Raw genomic sequence first — 17,804 nt, forward strand, 5'->3', positions numbered from 1 at the left:
AGCCTTCGATGATGGAAAACATTCAAGCGACTTTGTACAAGGGCCCCGCCGTGGAAGCGTCCAGACCGATCAAGATGTCAAGCAAGGACGTGACCGTCCATTATGGTCAGAAGCAGGCCCTGAACGGGATCACGCTCGACATTCCCGAGCGCCAGGTCACCGCGCTGATCGGCCCGTCCGGTTGCGGCAAGTCGACCTATCTGCGCTGCCTCAACCGGATGAACGACACGATCGACATCGCCAGGGTCGGCGGCGAGATCCTGCTCGACGGCGAGGACATCTACGATCCGGACATCGACGTGGTCGAGTTGCGCGCCCGGGTCGGCATGGTGTTCCAGAAACCCAATCCGTTTCCGAAATCGATCTACGAGAACGTCTCCTACGGGCCGAAGATCCACGGCCTCGCCCACAGCAGGCAGGAGATGGACGAGATCGTCCATACCAGCCTGCGCAAGGCCGGCCTCTGGCGCGAGGTGCACGATCGCCTCGACGAACCGGGCACCGGCCTTTCCGGCGGCCAGCAGCAGCGCCTTTGCATCGCCCGGGCCATCGCCGTCTCGCCGGAAGTCATCCTGATGGACGAGCCCTGCTCGGCGCTCGATCCGATCGCCACGGCGACGGTCGAGGAGCTGATCGACGAACTGCGCGAGAACTACACCATCGTCATCGTCACCCATTCGATGCAGCAGGCGGCGCGCGTCTCGCAGCTGACGGCGATGTTCCATCTCGGCGATCTCGCCGAGGTCGGTCCGACCGAGAAGATGTTCTCCAATCCGGACGACAAGCGCACCCAGGACTACATCACCGGCCGCTTCGGCTGACGGGCAACCACGAGGGAGGCCGCGCAAATGGCCGAGCACATCGTCACCTCCTACGAGGACGAGCTGAAGTTCATCATCCGCCGCATTTCAGAGATGGGCGGCCAGGCCGAGCGCATGGTGGAACAGTCGGTCAGCGCACTGATGCGCTCCGACTGGAGCCTGGCGCAGTCGGTGGTCGCCGACGACGTTTTGCTCGACGCGGTGCAGCGGGAAATCGACGAGCGGGCGATCCGTACCATCGCCAAGCGCCAGCCCATGGCGATCGACCTGCGCGAGATCGTCGGAGCGATCCGCATCTCCAACGACCTCGAGCGGATCGGCGACCTCGCCAAGAACACCGCCAAGCGGGTCATCGCCGTGCATGAGCATTCCCAGCCGTTGCAGCTGGTGCGCGGCCTCGAACATCTGTCGGAACTGGCGCTCGAGCAGCTGAAGGAAGTTCTCGACGCCTACGCGACCCGCAACGAGAAGCAGGCGCTGGCGGTGCGCGACAGCGACGAGAACATCGACGCCGTCTACACCTCGATCTTCCGCGAACTCCTCACCTACATGATGGAGGATCCGCGCAACATCACCGCCTGCACCCATCTCCTGTTCAGCGCCAAGAACATCGAGCGCATCGGCGACCACGCGACGAACATCGCCGAGACGGTCTACTACATCAAGACCGGCGAGCAGATGGAAGCCGAGCGGCCGAAGGGAGATCAGACGCCCTCGCTCGCACACACCGACGTGACGACGCCCCCGGCTCCGGGCCAAAGCGGAGCCTCGGCCGGATGACCACACGCATCGCGGTCGTCGAGGACGAAGAGGCTCTGGGCGTCCTCCTGCGCTACAATCTCGAGGCCGAAGGCTACACGGTGGACGTCATCGCCCGCGGCGACGACGCCGATCTGCGGCTGAAGGAAGAGCTGCCCGACCTTCTGATCCTCGACTGGATGTTGCCGGGCCTGTCCGGCGTCGAACTCTGCCGGCGGCTTCGCCAGCGCGAGGATTCCGAGCGCCTGCCGATCATCATGCTGACGGCGAGAGGCGAGGAATCGGAGCGCGTGCGCGGGCTGTCCGTCGGCGCCGACGATTACGTCGTCAAGCCGTTCTCGACGCCCGAACTGGTCGCCCGGGTCCGCGCGATGCTGCGGCGCGCCAAGCCGGAGAAGATCGCCACCCATCTCGGCGCCGGCGACATCGACCTCGACCGGGAGACCCACCGCGTCCGCCGCGCCGGCCGGGAGATCAAGCTCGGTCCGAAGGAATTCCGGCTGCTGGAATTCTTCATGCAGTCGCCCGGCCGCGTCTTTTCGCGCGAACAGTTGCTCGACGGTGTCTGGGGCCGTGACATCTATGTCGACGAGCGGACCGTCGACGTCCATGTCGGGCGTCTCAGAAAGGCGATCAACCGCGGCCGCCAGCGCGATCCGATCCGCACCGTGCGGGGCGCCGGCTACGCGCTGGACGAGCAGTTCATCGCCGGAAAGGCCGGAAAGGACAAGGTCGCCGGCTGAGCGGCCGGAGGCCGGCCGCCGCGCCCGCCTCAGTTCCTGAGCTCCCGCCGCAGCACCTTGCCGACCGGCGATTTCGGCAGTTCGTCGCGAAACTCGATGACGCGCGGCCGCTTGTAGCCGGTCAGATTGGCCTTGCAGTAGGATCGGATCTCGTCCTCGCCGATCGCCTCGTCGTTCCTGACGACGAAGAGCTTGACCGCCTCCCCCGACGCCTCGTCGGGAACGGCGATGGCGGCGGCCTCGACGACGCCGGGCATCTGCGTCACCACCTCCTCGATCTCGTTCGGATAGACGTTGAAACCCGAGACGTTGATCATGTCCTTCTTGCGGTCGACGATCCTGAAGACGCCGTCCTCGCTCATGGTGCCGATGTCGCCGGAGCGGAAGAAGCCGTCGGCGGTCATCACCGCCCTCGTGTCTTCCGGCCGGTTCCAGTAGCCGGCCATCACCTGCGGCCCGCGGATGGCGATCTCGCCCACCTCGCCCGGGGCAAGCGGATTGCCCTCGTCGTCGAGGATCGCAAGCTCCGTCGAGGGCAGCGGCACGCCGATCGTGCCGGTATATTCGGAGCGGTCGGTGGGATTGCAGCAGGCGGAGGGCGAGGTTTCGGACAGGCCGTAGCCCTCGCAGATCGAAACGCCCGTCAGCTTCTTCCAGCGCTCGGCCGTGGCCGCCTGGACGGCCATGCCCCCGCCGAGGCAGAGCTTCATCGAGGACCAATCGACGGACTTGGCGTCCGGATGGAGCGCGATGGCGTTGTAGAGCGTGTTCACGGCCGGGAAGGTATGGAAGCGGAACGGCTTGATCGCCTTCAGCGTCGCCGGGATGTCGCGGGGATTGGGAATGAGGATCGCCGCGCCGCCGTTCCTCACCGACAGCATCAAATTCACGGTGAAGCCGAAGATGTGGTAGATCGGCAGCGCGCAGACGACGATCGACTGTTCGCCCGGCGCGAGCTGCTTCAGCGCCGGCGCGTTCCACATCTGCGACTGCAGGACGTTGGCGACGATGTTCGCGTGGGTCAGCATCGCGCCCTTGGCGACGCCCGTCGTGCCGCCGGTATATTGCAGGACGGCGACGTCGTCCTCGGCGATGTCCGGCCTCCTCACCATCCCTTTCCGGCCGATGGCGAGGGCGCGCTTGAACCGCACGGCGCCGGGAAGGTCGTAGGCCGGAACCATCTTCTTTACCCGGCGCACGACGAAATTGACGATCGCACCCTTCACCGTCGGAAGAAGATCGCCGAGGCCGGTGACGACGACGTGCTCGACCGCGGTCTTGGCGCGGCATTTGGCGAGGGTCGCCGCCATGTTTTCGAGGACGACGATCGCCTTCGCTTCCGAATCCTTCAGCTGGTGCGCCAGCTCACCGGGCGTGTAGAGCGGATTGACGTTGACGATGGTGAGCCCGGCCATGGCAGCCCCGGCGATCGCCACGGGATATTGCGGGACGTTCGGCATCATCAGGGCGACGCGGTCGCCCTTCTTCAGCCCCAGCCCCTGCAGATAGGCACCGAAGTCCCGGGCAAGGGCTCCGAAGCGGCGATAGCTGTAGGATGCGCCCATGAAGTGCAGCGCGGTTCGCTCCGCATGGGTCTCGAAGGCGTTCTCCAAAAGCTCGGCAAGGGAGCGGTATTCGACCTTGCCGAGGTCGGACGGCACCCCCTCGGGATAATGCGCAAGCCATGGTTTGTTCATTTTCGTTCCTCCCTGACGTTGACGTTAGCGTAAAAGTTCGCTCGACGCCAAGCAGGGCGGAAATGGGGTCGTCGGCGCGCCGCCCGCAAGCGACCGGACGCTCGAAACCATTTTTCGATGAAGGGCAAGGCGCGGATTCCGGCGGGAATCCGCGCCTTGCATTCGTCCGCATCGCTGCGGAGAAAACGTTCAGGCGGCTTCGAGCACCCGTTCGACCGGCTTGGCGGGGCCTGCTCTGCCCTCGCGCTTGCCGAGAATGCCGATTTCGTAGGCGAGGCTCGCGGCTTCGGCGCGGGCGCGGTCGAGGCTCGGGGCCTGTTCCTCGTCGAGGGTGAAGATCGTCCCGCCGAACAGGAACGGCGCCTCGTAGGCGGCGCGCTGGACGAGACCGATCGGCAGGCGGGCGGTCTCGCTCGCTTCGATGATCGCCTCGACGCTGCGGGCGATCCGGCTCGGGATCGTCGCGACGGCACTGGCCACGAAGCACCAGTCGCGCGAGCGCCGGCCGCGGCCGGCATCCTTGCCGAGAAGACGGTCGGTCTCGATCGCGTAGGAGGCCGAGACGGGGGAGAACCGCACCGGGATGACGGCGCGGTCGGAGAGCTTCGCCCCCAGGCGGATCGTCGCCGCCTCGTCGCCGGCGTCGATGACCACGAGGTCGCCGCGCTTGCGGGCGGCGCGCACGAGCTTTTCGATCGTCGCCTCGTCGCGGCTGCGCTCGACCGTGATCTTCGCCGGGCGGCCCGCCTGTTCCGCCCAGGCGGCGAGATCGCCGTCGCGCGCCGCATCGATCACGAGGACGGGAATGTCGGCCGCCGCCGCCACGCTCGCCAGTGCGAGGACGACGGTGGACGAACCGGCGGTCTTGAGCGAGCCGACCGAAACGACGGAGATCATGGAAAGGCCTTTCTGCGCTCCCGAACGGACACGCGGGCGGTGTTGTCGACAGCCGCAATCCGCAAGACGCGGTGCCGGCGGGAATCTTTCATCGTTCGGGCTGTCGGCGGGCGTTGCGGCGGTCGGGCAGTACGAACGAATTGATCGTGCGAGTTAATGTCAGTCAGCTTGGGCGAAGCTTAAGGGCCGGTTGACCTTCCCCCGGCACCAGCCGCGCGGCAGGTGCATCGCTCCCATCCGATCGGACGTCTGCCCCCTTTCGCCCGACCGCGCCCCGTGGCAAAAGGCCAGCATGCTTCAGATTACCGATCTTACCGCGCGCGTTGCCGGGCGCCTGCTCATCGACCATGCCAGCCTGACGCTGCCGACGGGCACCAAGGCCGGGCTCGTCGGCCGCAACGGCGCCGGCAAGTCGACCCTGTTCCGCGTCATCACCGGCGACCTCGCGCCGGAGACGGGATCGGTTTCCTTTCCGAAGAACACCCGGCTCGGCCAGGTGGCGCAGGAGGCACCCGGGACGGAGGAATCGCTGATCGAGATCGTGCTGAAGGCCGATACCGAGCGGCTGGCGCTTCTCGAGGAAGCCGAGACCGCCACCGATCCGACGCGCATCGCCGACATCCACACGCGGCTGGCCGACATCGAGTCCCATTCGGCCGAAGCCAGGGCCTCCTCGATCCTCTCCGGCCTCGGCTTCGACATGGCGGCCCAGGCACGGCCGGCCTCGTCCTTTTCCGGCGGCTGGCGGATGCGCGTCGCGCTCGCTGCCGTCCTGTTCTCGCGGCCGGACCTGCTGCTCCTCGACGAGCCGACCAACTATCTCGATCTCGAAGGCACCCTCTGGCTGGAGAACTTCGTCCAGCGTTATCCCTACACCGTCCTCGTCATCTCCCACGACCGCGACGTCCTCAACAACGCCGTCACCTCGATCGTCCATCTCGACCAGCAGAAGCTGAACTTCTATCGCGGCGACTACGACCAGTTCGCCCGGCAGAGAGCCGAAAAGCTCGAACTCCTGCAGAAGTCGATCGCCAAGCAGGACGCCCAGCGCAAGCACATGGAGGCCTTCGTCGAGCGCTTCCGGGCGAAGGCTTCCAAGGCGCGGCAGGCCCAGTCGCGGCTGAAGGCGCTGGAGAAGATGGGCCCGCTCCAGTCGATCGTCGAGGAAAGCGTCACCCCCTTCGTCTTCCCGGCGCCGGAGAAGCAGGCCGCCTCCCCGATCATCCGCATGGAGAACGTCTCGGTCGGCTATCAGCCCGGCCGGCCGATCCTGACGAAGCTCGACCTCAGGATCGACACCGAAGACCGCATCGCCCTGCTCGGCCAGAACGGCAACGGCAAGTCGACTTTCGCCAAACTCCTCGCCGAGCGTCTGAAGGAACAGGCGGGGACGATCACGCGCGCGCCGGGGCTGAAGATCGCCTTTTTCGCCCAGCACCAGATCGACGATCTGAGACCCGCCGAAAGCGCCGTCCAGCACGTGCGCCGGATGATGCCCGAGGCCCCGGAGGCAAAGGTCCGGGCGAAGGTCGCCCAGATGGGGCTGCCGACGGTGAAGATGGACACCGCCGCCGAGAAGCTGTCTGGCGGCGAGAAGGCGCGGCTCCTGATGGGTCTCGCGACGCTCGACGCGCCGAACCTTCTGATCCTCGACGAGCCGACCAACCATCTCGACATCGAGGCCCGCCAGAGCCTCGTCCACGCCCTCAACGACTATCCGGGCGCCGTCATCCTGATCAGCCACGACCGGCACATGGTCGAGGCGACGATGGACCGGCTGTGGATCGTCGGCGACGGCACCGTGTCGCGCTACGACGGCGATCTCGAAGACTACAAGAAGCTGATCCTCTCAGGCTCGCGCTCGGGCGGCGGCGCGGCGGGCGGAGCAGGTTCCGAGCCGGTCGAGATCGTCGAGCAGCCGGTCTCCAAGGTCGACCAGCGCCGCCAGGCGGCCGAACGGCGCGAGGCGCTGAAGCCGCTCAAGAAGAAGATCAGCCAGCTCGAGATCCAGATCTCGCGGCTCCAGAAGACCATTGCCGATTTCGACGAAAAGCTTGCCGATCCGGCTCTCTACACCAAGGACCCGGCCAGAGCGGCGGATCTCAACAAGCAGCGCGCCGAGGCGGCGAGGACGCTGGAATCCTGCGAGGAGGACTGGCTGGGCCTGACCGCGGAGCACGACGCGGCCATGGCGGCCGAGTGACGGGCAGCGGCACATCATCGCACCTCGTCTGGCGAGAGGGCCGCGGACAAATACTTCACCGATAATTAGAACGGCTGCGCTAAACCCTTTCCGATAAAGGAAAGCTTAGCCGTGATAAACCTCGCTGACGTTTCGCTCATCAGCAGCATCCCAAGTCCAACTCTTGTATGGATTGCAGACACCGGAGTTGCGATCCCGAAAGAACTTGCTGCCGCAGGGGTCATGACGCCAACCGACCTGCTTGGCGCCGACGTAGTCTTTCTTCCGCTGTCTTCGACCGATGAAGAGCGACCGTCGCGTCTTCGCCGGCAATTCGGCTCCCGGACGTACCTCGTCGCGGTGAACGAAGGGCACCGCGAGTTCGCGCCGCGGACGCTCGAACGACTGTTCGACGCCGGGATCGACGATCTCCTCGACCCGCGCGATGCGGCCGAGGTGTCGCTCTGCATCGCAAGAGCAAAAGCCGCCACCGCCCGCCGGCGGGTGATGGTCGCCGAGAACCACCGGCTGAAGCTCGTGCGGAAGACCCTGCTGGCGGCGTTGGACGTTCTGCCGTCGCCGATTTTCTTCAAGGATCGCGACGGGATCTACCGGGCCTTCAACAAGGCCTTCGCCACCTTCTTCGGCAAGGATCACAAGGACATACTGGGAGCCAGCGCATTCGACATCACGACGGTTTCCGCGGCCAAGACGTTCCTCGAGGCCGACCGGCAGTTGCTCGCAGAAGGCGGCCCGCAGGTTTACGAGACGGCCATCGTCCGGGCTGATGGCGCCCAGCGCTACGTCACCTTCTACAAGTCGGTCGTCCGGCAGGAGCACGGGGCGATCGCGGGGATCATCGGGGCGATGATCGACGTCACCGATCGCAAGGAGACGGAGGTGCGCCTGCGCGAGGCCGCCGATCGAGACTTCTTGACCGGCCTGCCCAATCGCCGGCATTTCCTCGCCCATGCCGAAGCGCAGATCGCGGTCAACCGGAGCAATGGCCGGCTGAGCTACATCGCGATCGGCGACCTCGATCGGTTCAAGTGCGTCAACGACCGTCACGGGCACGCCTGCGGCGACGCGGTCTTGCGGCACGTGTCGGACATTCTGCTGAGGTGTCTCGGCCGGGGGAATCTCGTCGCCCGGGCCGGCGGCGAGGAATTCTTCATGATGCTGGATTGCCCGTCGTTCCCCGAAGCCATGCGTTCGGTCGAAGCCGTGCGCGACGCCATCGCCAAGTCTCCGGTCGACTGGGACGGCGAGCGCCTCTGGATCACCGCGAGCTTCGGACTGACCGACATACGCGCCGACGAGCAGAGACTTTCCTCGGCCCTCGCCCGCGCCGACGAGGCGCTTTACGCCGCCAAGCGTCGCGGCAGGAACAGGGTGGTGGACATGGAAACGGATTTCGTGGCGGACCGCGGCGGGATCTGACCGATCCCCGCGACGGCCCGAGGCCTTCCGGCGCCGAAACGAAGTCTTCCGTCCACGCGGGAGCGTTCACTCGATCTCGCGCGCTTCGGAGGGCAGCATGATCGGAATGCCGTCACGGATCGGAAAGGCGAGCTTGGCCGCGTTTGAGATCAGCTCGTTGGCGGCGCGGTCGTAAACGAGTGGCTTCTTGGTGAGGGGACAGACCAGAAGCTCGAGGAGTTTCGGGTCCGGCTGGCCGTCCTTGTTGCGTTCGCTCATGGCATCCCGTCCGCTTGGCGTCAGGCCGCAGCTTCTAGCACGGGCGGTCGCAAAGTCACGCGCCGGCCTTCCGACGCGGGCCCGCCGCCCGTCATCGCAGAATCGTCATTGCAGCGTGGTCGAACCGTCCTCGCCGTCGCGGGCGAGCGCGATCTCGGTGATGGCGATCAGCGTCTCGGCCCGGATCTTCAGATCGCTGGCTTCGAGCAACGCCTGCTTTTCGGCAGCGCCATAGGGCGACATCATCGACAAGGCGTTGACGAGCGTCTCGTTCGAAGCCCGGCCGATCGAATCCCAGTCCGCCTCCATCTCGTTGGCTTCGAAGAAGCTGCGCAGGGCCCGCAAGAGACCCTCCCTGTCCACCTCTTCCTCGCCTTGTCCCGCATCGAGATCGGCGAGGAACGCGGCGATCCGGCAACACCGATAGGGCGTCCTGACCGAAGCCTCCTCGACGATCCGGAATCGCGCGATGCCCTGCAGATTGATGATGTAGCGACCGTCGCCGGATTCGGCATGCGAGACGATCCGGCCCATGCAGCCGACCTCGCAGAGTTTCGGCTCGCCATCTTGCCTGAGGGCGCCGTCGAGGCTCGGCTGGACCATGCCGACGATCCGCGCGCCGGCGAGCGCGTCGTCGATCATCGCGATGTAGCGCGGCTCGAAGACGTTCAGCGGCAACTGCCCGCCCGGCAGGAGCAGCGCTCCCGTCAGCGGAAACACCGGGATCGTGCCCGGCAGATCGGCTTCGTCCGTATAGCTGAAATTGCCCGCCTGAACCAAAGAGTGCCTCCTTCGACCTCCCCGGCATGTGGAAGGCGGGCGGGCAATCTCAAGGCCTTGCTGCGGGTTGCGCCCCTATCCGGCGATCACGTCGCCGCCGGTGCGCGATCCCGCCATCGCCTTTCGGCAAACCATCCATGCGCGGGGATTGCCGGCACCGGCGGCGGCGGCCTTCGGGCTTCAGGAAAACAGCAGCGAGGAGAGCCGGCGGCGGGCCTCCTTCGTCGCCGGATCGGTGGGACCCCATGCAGCGAAGAAATCGAGCAGCTTCAGCCGCGCGGCATCCTCGCCGAAGCTGCGATCGCGGCGCATGATCTCGAGCAGATGCCCCGCCGCGGTCTGCCGGTCGCCCTTGGCATTGGCGATGAGGGCGAGGTCGAAGCGGGCCTGATGATCGTCCGCGTCGCCTTCGAGACGCGCCTGGAGCTGCACGGGATCGCCGAGCTTGGCGATCTCCTGCTGCAGCTTCAGCTTGGTCTTCACCGCGGCCACGGCCGGGTCCTCGGCCTTGTCCGCCGGAACCTGGTCGATCACGGCCTCGGCCCGGGCGGCATCGCCGGTCTGGAGGTAGCATTCGGCAAGGCCCGCGGTGGCGCCGGCATGGCCGGGCTCGTGCTGCAGGATGGCGGCGAAGAGCTGGGCGGCATCCCCGACGTCGCCCGCGGCCAGCAGCGCGTTCGCCTGTTCGAGCGCCTCGCCGATCGGATCTTCGCCGCCGGGCTGGCCGGCCGTCAGGCGCTGGATGAAGGCGGCGACCTCGCTCTCGGGAAGCGCACCCATGAAGCCGTCGACCGGCTGACCGCCGACGAAGGCGAAGACGGCCGGGATCGACTGGACGCCGAGCTGGCCGGCGATGGAGGGATGCTGGTCGATGTTCATCTTGACCAGCTTCACCTTGCCGCCGGCAGCCCTGACGGCCTTTTCCAGGATCGGCGTCAGCTGCTTGCAGGGGCCGCACCAGGGCGCCCAGAAATCCACCAGCACCGGCTGGCGGCGCGATTCCTGAATGACGTCGGCGGAGAACTTCGCCGTCGTCGTCTCCTTGATCAGATCGGCATCGGCCACCGCGCCGGATGCGCCGAGGCCTTCCAGCCCGCCCGGCCGCGGCGCGGCGGGCTGCCGCTGCGCCGGCGCCTGAGCGGGCCCGTGACCGACCGTCTGCTGCCCGAAACCGCCGCCATAGGGATTGCCGTAAGGATTGTCGCTCATCAGTCCCGCCCCTCAAGCGTTTCACCGTCGAGCCGGACGACGAGAGGCTCGTGCGCGGTCGATCGAAAGAATGTCATCAACCCGTCGGTGGCGATCGTCGTCGTCGCCGTGTTGGTCAACGGATGGCAGTTCACCATATCGTGCGCGAGGAGGCCCTCATCAAGCACCAGCGTGACGCGGCCGTCGCGATCGTTGAGGACGCCGAAGGCCGTGACCGAACCCGGCGTCACGCCGAGCATCTCCATCATCGCCTCGGGGCCGGCAAAGGACAGTCGCCCCTGCGCGCCGATCAGCTTGTGCAGCGACTTCAGGTCGACCGTCCGGCTCTCCTCCGCGACGACGAGGAAATGCCGCCCCTTCTTGTCCTTCACGAACAGGTTCTTGGTATGCCCGCCGGCGATCTCGCCGCGCAGAGCCTGCGATTCGGAGACCGTGAAGAGCGGCGGGTGATCGAGCGTCGAGACTTCGATGCCGAGACCGCCGAGATAGGACATCAGTTCGTCGCGCGTCGCCGCCAAGGCCTTGCTCCTCGCTGTCACCTGCCAATTGACGGGACCCGCAATAACCGACGGAGCGCCACCGGTGAAGTCCATGGCGGGGCCGGCGGCGCGCTCTTCCGACGAATTTCGGATCCGGCCATTTTCACTGTTGCATTGTCCGATTCTTTCCGTCATATACCGCCCGTCCGCGGCGCTGGTCACCCACGCCGCAGGGAGCGGGCGGGTGTAGCTCAGGGGTAGAGCACAACCTTGCCAAGGTTGGGGTCGAGGGTTCGAATCCCTTCGCCCGCTCCAGTTTCCTCTTTCAGATCAATAATTTAGGTTGGCTCCGCCGGGCTGCCGCACGAGACGGTCGATGCTTGTCGACGGCACCCTCGGCGCGACGGCCTCGGTGGCATCCATCTCACGGCAATCGGAATCGATCGGGCAAGCGAGCCCTCGCGCGGCCAGCCCGCGCCGGTCCGGGCGGGCGGCCGGAGGCCTCGTCACCGCGGCTGCGGATCGAGCCGGGGCAGATCCGGAAGCACCGCCGGGCGCGCCCAGCCGGGCGGCTTGATGACGACCATTCGGGTGCCGAAGGTCTCGGCCAGCATCGGTCCTTCGAGAAGCTCTTCGGGTTTGCCGTCGGCCACCAGCCGGCCGCCTTCCAGGACCATGAGGCGGTCCGAAAAGCCGACCGCCAGATTGAGATCGTGGAGCACCGCGACCGCGAGGCCGCCCTCGTCGGCGAAGCGCCGGGCGATCGAAAGGACGGCAATCTGATGCCGGACGTCGAGGCTCGACGTCGGCTCGTCGAGAATGAGCAGCTTGGCACGATCGTCGGCCACCGGCTTGCCGATCTGGCAGAGCACCCGGGCGAGTTGAACCCGTTGCTGCTCCCCGCCGGACAGGCGCTGATAGAGCCGTTCGCCGAAGCCCTCGAGGTCGACCGCGGCAAGTGCCCGACGCACCTCCAGCCGGCGCATCGCCGCATCGACGCCGGCCCGCTGGCGCAGGCCGAGGCCGACGATCTCGAACACCGTGAAGGGAAAGGCGATCGACGTCGCTTGGGGCAGCACCGCGCGCTGCATGGCGAGCTCGGCCGGGGCAAGGGCCGAGACGTCGTCGCCATGAAGGCGCACCCGCCCGACGGCCGGGCGTCTTTCGCCGCTCATCGCCTTGACGAGCGTCGACTTGCCGGCGCCGTTCGGGCCGATCACGGCGACCAGCGTCCCCGGCGCGATCCGGGCCGTGACGTTTTGCAGGATCGTGCGTCCGCCGGCGGTCACGCCGACGCCCTCGATGGCCAGTCCCATACCGGTCAAAATCCCTCGAAGTCGCGGCGGCGCATCAACAGCCACAGGAAGAACGGCGCGCCGATCGCAGCGGTGATGATGCCGATCGGCAGCTCGGCCGGGGCGACGAGCAGACGCGCACCGATATCGGCGACGAGCAGGAGCAGCGCCCCGCCGAGGCAGGAGGCCGGCAGCAGGAACCGGTGGTCGGCGCCGACGGCGAGCCGCAAGAGATGCGGCACCACGATGCCGACGAAACCGATCGTGCCCGACACGGCGACGGCAAGGCCGGTGGCCGCCGCGACCAGGAGGATCGCCAATCGCTTCAGCCGTTCGACCCGCAGCCCCATGTGGAACGCCTCGGCCTCACCCAGCACCAGCGCGTCGAGACCGCGCGCCAGCATCGGCGCCGAGGCGAGGACGACGAGCATGATCGGGCCGGAGATCACGACCTTTTCCCAGGTCACGCCGCCGAGCCCGCCGAGATTCCAGAAGGTGATGTCGCGCAGTTGGGTGTCGTCGCTGAGGAAGGCCAGGTAGCCCATCAGGGCGGCGGCGAAGGCGGCGAGCGCGATGCCGGCGAGCAGCATCGTCGCGACCGAGGTCAAACCTTCGCGCGTCGCGATGGCGTAGAGGATCAGGGTCGCCGTCAGCGCCCCGGCAAAGGCGGCGAGCGGCAGGGCGTAGCTGCCGAGGATCGCGGTGACCGGGGCCAGCGCGCCGCCGCCGAGGACGATCATCGACACCGCGCCGAGGGCGGCGCCGTTCGACACGCCGAGGATCGCCGGATCGGCGAGCGGATTGCGGAACAGCCCCTGCATGACCGCACCGCCCAGCGCCAGCATCGCCCCGATCAGCGCCGCCATGATCGCCCGCGGCAGGCGGATCTGCCAGACGATCACCACCTCCCCGAGCGGAAACGCTGCAGACTTCGGCCCTGCCGCCAGAATCCCGATCACCCTCGAAGGGGAGAGCGCCGAGGGCCCGGTGCCGATCGCCAGCACCGCGGTCGCGAGGACGCCGAAAGCGAGGAGCGCCAGGGCGGCGGCCTGCACGAGCGAACGCTCGCCCGGCGCCCGGTTCATCGCCGGGGTTCCCGAGAGCGCACTCATTTCGCCGGCTCGATCGCCTCTGGATAAAGCCGCGCGGCGAAATCGCGCGCCGCATCCGCCGTGCGCGGACCGAAGCCGAGAAGATAGGCGGCGTCCATGCGGATCAGCGCGCCGGCCTGGCCGGCCGGGGTCGCCTTCAGCGCCGGGATGGCGAAGGGGTCGGCCGCATCGTGGTTCGGCCCCGCTCCGGTCATCATCACGACGACGTCGGGCGCGAGCTCCGTCGCCGCTTCCGCCGAAACGGTCTTGTAGCCGTTCGCGCTCGCAAAGACGTTGACGCCGCCCGCCAGCGCGATCATCGCGTCGGCGGCCGTATCGGAGCCCGCTGCCATCGGCCGCCCGTCGACCAGCGAGAGGATGAAGAGGACGCGCTTCTTCGGCGCGATCGTCGCCAGTCGGGCTTCGAGCCGCGCGAGGTCGGCCTCGACATCTTCCGCGAGAGCCTTGCCCGCTTCCGGCTTGCCCACCGCTGCGGCGATCGCCTCGAATTTTTGCCCGATGGCGGCAATGCCGTGGCCTGCGGGAATGGTCTCGACCGCGATGCCGGAACTCTTCAAGAGATCGAGGGCCTGCGGCGGGCCGGCGCCCTCCTCCATCAGGACGAGATCGGGAGATTGCGAGAGAACGCCTTCCGCCGACAGCGCCCGCATGTATCCGACATTGGGCTTTTCTGCCGCTTGCGGCGGGAAGACCGACGTCGTGTCGACGGCGACGATCCGGTCGTCCATGCCGAGGGCATAGAGGGTTTCGGTGACGGCGCCGCCGATTGAGACGATGCGACTCGCTTCGTTCGTCTGTGCACGGACCGGGCCGGGCGAGCCCGCCGCAACGGCGAAGAGGAGGGGCAGGAGCGCGAGGAGCACCGTGCGGAGCGGCTTTCGGATCGACATGGCTGTGAGCTTCATTTCGTGAGAATCAGCTTGCCGGCCCTGGTGAGCCGCAAGCGGTAGACGGCGTCGCCGTGGTGGATTTCGACTTCCCGCCTGTCACCGAGCAGGGAACTCGCGGAGAGGATGGGCCGCCCCTCCTCGGCAGCTTTCGGCGCCGTTCGCTCCGGTGCTTCCAGATCGTGCCGGCCGGCTTCGTCACCCACTTTAGAACGGCTCCAATTATGCAGCGATTTCAAGGCAATAGAAGTTGACTCTGGTTATCATATTAAATATCGACGTCAATGGTGATGGCGAGAACCGAGGGGGTTCTTTCGCCGATCGAGGACGTTAGCACGCCGCACCGCGCCAGCGCGGACGCCAGCCAGGTCCCTGTCATCTCACACAAGAGGGGATCCACATGGCTCGTCATTCGCGCCTGCTCGCCAGTGCGGCGTCCAGCTTCGTCATTTCGTTCGTTCTCGCCAACCCGGCGACGGCCCAGCAGGCCGATGCCGCCGGCGACACCTCCGTCCTGCTCGATCCGGTGATCATCTCCGGCGAACGCGACGAAGATCCCGGAAACCAGACCGCGACGCGCGCAGCGACGGTGCTGACGACCCGGATCACCCGCAGCGAGCTCGACGCCGCGCAGATCTTCGATGCCGACGACATTTCCCGGCTCGATCCCGGCGTCAGCTACAGCACGTCGAGCGGCAGCTTCAGCGTCCGCGGCCTCGACGAGGCCCGCGTCCTGACCACCATCGACGGCATTCCGATTCCCTGGCTGAACGACGGCGCGCGGGGCGTGCAGGGCGGCAGCGGCAGCTTCGATTTCGACACGCTGTCGGCGCTCGACATCGTCAAGGGCAGCGACTCCAGCGTCTTCGGCGCCGGTGCGCTCGGCGGCATCGTCGCCGTGCGCACCCTGAACCCGGAAGACCTCCTGCCCGGCGACAAGACCTTCGGCGGGCTGTCGCGTGCCTCCTTCGACAGCGCCGACGAAAGCTGGGGCGTCGACCAGGCTTTGGCTGCGCGGATGGGCGACACCTACATGCTCCTGCAAGGCGGCTACCGCGCCGGACACGAGGAAGACAACGAGGGCGACGTCGGCGGCTACGGCGCCGCGCGGACCGAGCCCGATCCGCTCGATTACGACCGCAAGAACGTCCTGGTGAAGCTTCGCCAGCATTTCGGCGTCGACCAGGTGTTCGGCGTGACCGGCGAACTCTACGACCGCGACGACGACATCGATTCCCGGACGTCGTCGACGTCGACCTACGAGGCGGGCTCGGTGACGCGGCGCGAGGTCGAGAAACGCGAGCGCATCTCGGCCGAATACGAACTCGGCGTCGGCGCGGGCGCCTGGCTCGATGCCGCCAATGCGGTGGTCTACTGGCAGCGCCAGGAACTGGCCAACGACCTTTGGGGCGAACGGCGATCCTCGCCGCTCGGCGCCTACTCGCGCCTCAACGACATCGAGGACACGACCTTCGGCATCAATGGCAGCGTGATGAAGCACTTCGAGGTCGGCGGCCTCACCCACAAGGTCTCGGTCGGTGGCCAGGCCTTCGGCAATCGTACCGAGCAGATGGCCGAGGGCGAGGACAATTGTCCTCCACCACCCTATTCCCCGTTCAACAGCTGCAACTTCCTGCACACCAACCAGGCCGACATGCCGGAGGTTCACGGCACGTCTCTCGGCCTGTTCGTCGAGGACGAGATCGCGGTCACGGACAGGTTCCGCCTGACCCCCGGCATCCGCTTCGACTATTACGAGCAGAACCCGCAGGAGACCGCCGCCTACGAGGACAACGCGACCTATAACGGCCTGCCCGATTCCTCCAGCGACAGCGCCGTCTCGCCGAAGCTTAGGGCGGAATTCGACGTGACGCCGAACGCCACCGTCTACGCGCAGTGGGCCCAGGGCTTCCGGGCGCCGACGGCGGAAGAACTCTATCTCAGCTATGGCGGCCCCGGCACCTATCTGTCCATCGGCAATCCGGATCTGGAAGCCGAGACCAGCAACGGCTTCGAGGTCGGACTGCGGGCGAAGCACGACGACTTCGACTGGGGTGTCTCGACCTTCTACAATCGCTACAAGAACTTCATCGACACCGAGACCATCGATCCGTCGGTGCTGGGACTTTCGCCCGGCGACTATCCCTTCGGCATCACCCGCTACTACAACCGTGCCAATGTCGAGATCTACGGCATCGAGGCCTCGGCGCGCTGGCAGCTGGACGCGGTCTGGCACAGTGCCCTCAGCGTCGCGAGCTATGTCGGGCGCGACGTCGACACCGACGTCCATCTCAATTCCATCCCCGCCGCCAAGGGCATCCTCAATCTCGGCTACGACAACGGCATCTGGGGCGGCGACGCCTATCTGACGCTGGCGGCGGCGCGCAACGACGTCGAGAACGACATCTCGAAGACGCCGGGCTACGCCCTCCTCGACCTGACCGCCTGGTGGAAGCCGACCCAGATCGAGGGCGTGAAGCTGCAGGCCGGCCTCTACAACGTCTTCGACGAGAAATACTACGACGCCCTCGACATCCCGGACAGCGCCACCCAGGCGAAGGAATTCTATTCCGAGCCGGGTCGCAGCTTCCGGGCGACGCTGACCTATCAGTTCTGAGCGTCGGCCAGACGCGCACAGTCGAGGCAAACGCCGAGCGGCAGGCGGCGGTCCCCACGCCGCCGCTTCGGCGCGGACCATCGGCCGAACGCCACCCTTTCGAGCCGCCGAACCGGCGGCGCGACACCCGTCGACGAGAGAAACCGATCGACGCAACGAGGATACGACGATGTACATTGCCATGAACCGCTTCAGGGTCGTCCCGGAGAGCGCGGATGCCTTCGAGGAACTCTGGAGGACGCGCGAGTCCCGCCTCGATCAGATGCCGGGCTTCATCGAATTCCACATGCTGAAGGGCCCCGCCGGGAGCGACCACGTCCTTTATGCCTCCCACACGGTATGGGAGAGCCAGGAGGCCTTCCAGGCCTGGACCCGCTCGGACGCGTTCCGCGCCTCCCACGCCAGCGCCGGCCGCGGGGGTCCGAAGCTCTATCTCGGCCATCCCGAATTCGAGGGCTTCGAGGTGATCCAGCACATGCCCGGCTGAGCGCCGCCGATCGTCTAGAGAGCGTCTCCATAAACGGGTTCATCTGAGCGGCACGATCTGATTCATTCTCCTTGAAAGGAGAATGCCATGCGTCGTCATGAACTCACGGATCAGGAATGGGCGGTGATCGAGCCGCTGCTA

Annotated in this window: 17 protein-coding genes and 1 tRNA gene; 8 read left to right on the top strand and 10 right to left on the bottom strand. The window is 66.8% G+C overall.

The features are described 5' to 3' along the window. Positions 1 to 8: 8 nt before the first annotated feature. Genes pstB through phoB form a run of 3 tightly spaced genes read left to right on the top strand, consistent with a single transcriptional unit; the run spans position 9 to position 2,323 of the window. Entirely contained in the window at positions 9 to 821 is an 813-nt protein-coding gene (gene pstB / locus LZD57_RS22820; RefSeq protein WP_275949690.1) for a phosphate ABC transporter ATP-binding protein PstB, read from the top strand. 27 nt (positions 822 to 848) lie between these two features. Beyond that, a complete protein-coding gene (gene phoU, locus LZD57_RS22825) occupies positions 849 to 1,601 on the top strand; it encodes a phosphate signaling complex protein PhoU (RefSeq protein ID WP_233721899.1) in 753 nt (250 codons plus the stop codon). After that, positions 1,598 to 2,323 carry a phosphate regulon transcriptional regulator PhoB gene (gene phoB, locus LZD57_RS22830; protein ID WP_233721900.1) on the top strand — a complete coding sequence of 242 codons (726 nt, stop codon included), beginning with the start codon at positions 1,598 to 1,600 and terminating at the stop codon, positions 2,321 to 2,323. Before phoU ends, phoB begins: the two co-directional genes overlap by 4 nt. 29 nt (positions 2,324 to 2,352) lie before the next feature. On the opposite strand, the gene LZD57_RS22835 is transcribed toward phoB, so the two are convergent. Together LZD57_RS22835 and LZD57_RS22840 are read right to left on the bottom strand one after the other, a co-directional pair. Continuing rightward, positions 2,353 to 4,020 carry an AMP-binding protein gene (locus LZD57_RS22835; protein WP_233721901.1) on the bottom strand — a complete coding sequence of 556 codons (1,668 nt, stop codon included), beginning with the start codon at positions 4,018 to 4,020 and terminating at the stop codon, positions 2,353 to 2,355. A gap of 189 nt (positions 4,021 to 4,209) precedes the next feature. Beyond that, positions 4,210 to 4,917 (bottom strand): chromosome partitioning protein ParA, encoded by a 708-nt coding sequence (locus tag LZD57_RS22840; protein WP_233721902.1) that lies wholly within the window; start codon positions 4,915 to 4,917, stop codon positions 4,210 to 4,212. Between the two features lie 292 nt (positions 4,918 to 5,209). Between LZD57_RS22840 and LZD57_RS22845 the strand changes: the two genes are divergently transcribed. Together LZD57_RS22845 and LZD57_RS22850 are read left to right on the top strand one after the other, a co-directional pair. Beyond that, on the top strand, positions 5,210 to 7,120 hold the full coding sequence (locus LZD57_RS22845; RefSeq protein ID WP_233721903.1) for an ABC-F family ATP-binding cassette domain-containing protein: 1,911 nt from the start codon (positions 5,210 to 5,212) through the stop codon (positions 7,118 to 7,120). Positions 7,121 to 7,459: 339 nt separating this feature from the next. Continuing rightward, positions 7,460 to 8,539, top strand: a complete 1,080-nt coding sequence (locus tag LZD57_RS22850) for a sensor domain-containing diguanylate cyclase (RefSeq protein ID WP_233721904.1) — start codon at positions 7,460 to 7,462, stop codon at positions 8,537 to 8,539. Between the two features lie 66 nt (positions 8,540 to 8,605). On the opposite strand, the gene LZD57_RS22855 is transcribed toward LZD57_RS22850, so the two are convergent. From LZD57_RS22855 to LZD57_RS22870, 4 genes are all read right to left on the bottom strand, one after another. Further along, positions 8,606 to 8,797 (bottom strand): Trm112 family protein, encoded by a 192-nt coding sequence (locus LZD57_RS22855; RefSeq protein ID WP_233721905.1) that lies wholly within the window; start codon positions 8,795 to 8,797, stop codon positions 8,606 to 8,608. Between the two features lie 105 nt (positions 8,798 to 8,902). Then, entirely contained in the window at positions 8,903 to 9,577 is a 675-nt protein-coding gene (locus tag LZD57_RS22860) for an LON peptidase substrate-binding domain-containing protein (protein ID WP_233721906.1), read from the bottom strand. 180 nt (positions 9,578 to 9,757) lie between these two features. After that, positions 9,758 to 10,786: a thioredoxin gene (trxA, locus tag LZD57_RS22865; RefSeq protein WP_233721907.1), complete on the bottom strand. Its 1,029-nt coding sequence runs from the start codon at positions 10,784 to 10,786 to the stop codon at positions 9,758 to 9,760. Beyond that, positions 10,786 to 11,304 (bottom strand): prolyl-tRNA synthetase associated domain-containing protein, encoded by a 519-nt coding sequence (locus LZD57_RS22870; protein WP_233721908.1) that lies wholly within the window; start codon positions 11,302 to 11,304, stop codon positions 10,786 to 10,788. Before LZD57_RS22870 ends, trxA begins: the two co-directional genes overlap by 1 nt. A 201-nt stretch (positions 11,305 to 11,505) precedes the next feature. On the opposite strand from LZD57_RS22870, the gene LZD57_RS22875 reads away from it, so the two are divergent. Beyond that, positions 11,506 to 11,580 (top strand) — tRNA-Gly (locus LZD57_RS22875). Positions 11,581 to 11,771: 191 nt separating this feature from the next. On the opposite strand, the gene LZD57_RS22880 is transcribed toward LZD57_RS22875, so the two are convergent. The 4 genes from LZD57_RS22880 to hemP are packed head-to-tail and all read right to left on the bottom strand — an operon-like array spanning position 11,772 to position 14,765. After that, a complete protein-coding gene (locus LZD57_RS22880) occupies positions 11,772 to 12,581 on the bottom strand; it encodes a heme ABC transporter ATP-binding protein (RefSeq protein ID WP_233721909.1) in 810 nt (269 codons plus the stop codon). A gap of 5 nt (positions 12,582 to 12,586) precedes the next feature. Then, a complete protein-coding gene (locus LZD57_RS22885) occupies positions 12,587 to 13,672 on the bottom strand; it encodes a FecCD family ABC transporter permease (protein ID WP_233721910.1) in 1,086 nt (361 codons plus the stop codon). Beyond that, a complete protein-coding gene (locus LZD57_RS22890; RefSeq protein WP_233721911.1) occupies positions 13,669 to 14,577 on the bottom strand; it encodes a heme/hemin ABC transporter substrate-binding protein in 909 nt (302 codons plus the stop codon). The genes LZD57_RS22885 and LZD57_RS22890 overlap by 4 nt, the downstream gene beginning before the upstream one ends. Continuing rightward, a complete protein-coding gene (hemP, locus tag LZD57_RS22895; RefSeq protein ID WP_233721912.1) occupies positions 14,574 to 14,765 on the bottom strand; it encodes a hemin uptake protein HemP in 192 nt (63 codons plus the stop codon). The genes LZD57_RS22890 and hemP overlap by 4 nt, the downstream gene beginning before the upstream one ends. 194 nt (positions 14,766 to 14,959) lie before the next feature. Between hemP and LZD57_RS22900 the strand changes: the two genes are divergently transcribed. Together LZD57_RS22900 and hmuQ are read left to right on the top strand one after the other, a co-directional pair. Continuing rightward, positions 14,960 to 17,176: a TonB-dependent hemoglobin/transferrin/lactoferrin family receptor gene (locus tag LZD57_RS22900; protein WP_233721913.1), complete on the top strand. Its 2,217-nt coding sequence runs from the start codon at positions 14,960 to 14,962 to the stop codon at positions 17,174 to 17,176. A gap of 169 nt (positions 17,177 to 17,345) precedes the next feature. Next, positions 17,346 to 17,663 (top strand): heme-degrading protein HmuQ, encoded by a 318-nt coding sequence (gene hmuQ / locus LZD57_RS22905; RefSeq protein WP_233721914.1) that lies wholly within the window; start codon positions 17,346 to 17,348, stop codon positions 17,661 to 17,663. Positions 17,664 to 17,804 lie beyond the last annotated feature (141 nt).

This window comes from Jiella avicenniae (assembly GCF_021390325.1).
Taxonomy (GTDB): Bacteria; Pseudomonadota; Alphaproteobacteria; order Rhizobiales; family Rhizobiaceae; genus Jiella; species Jiella avicenniae.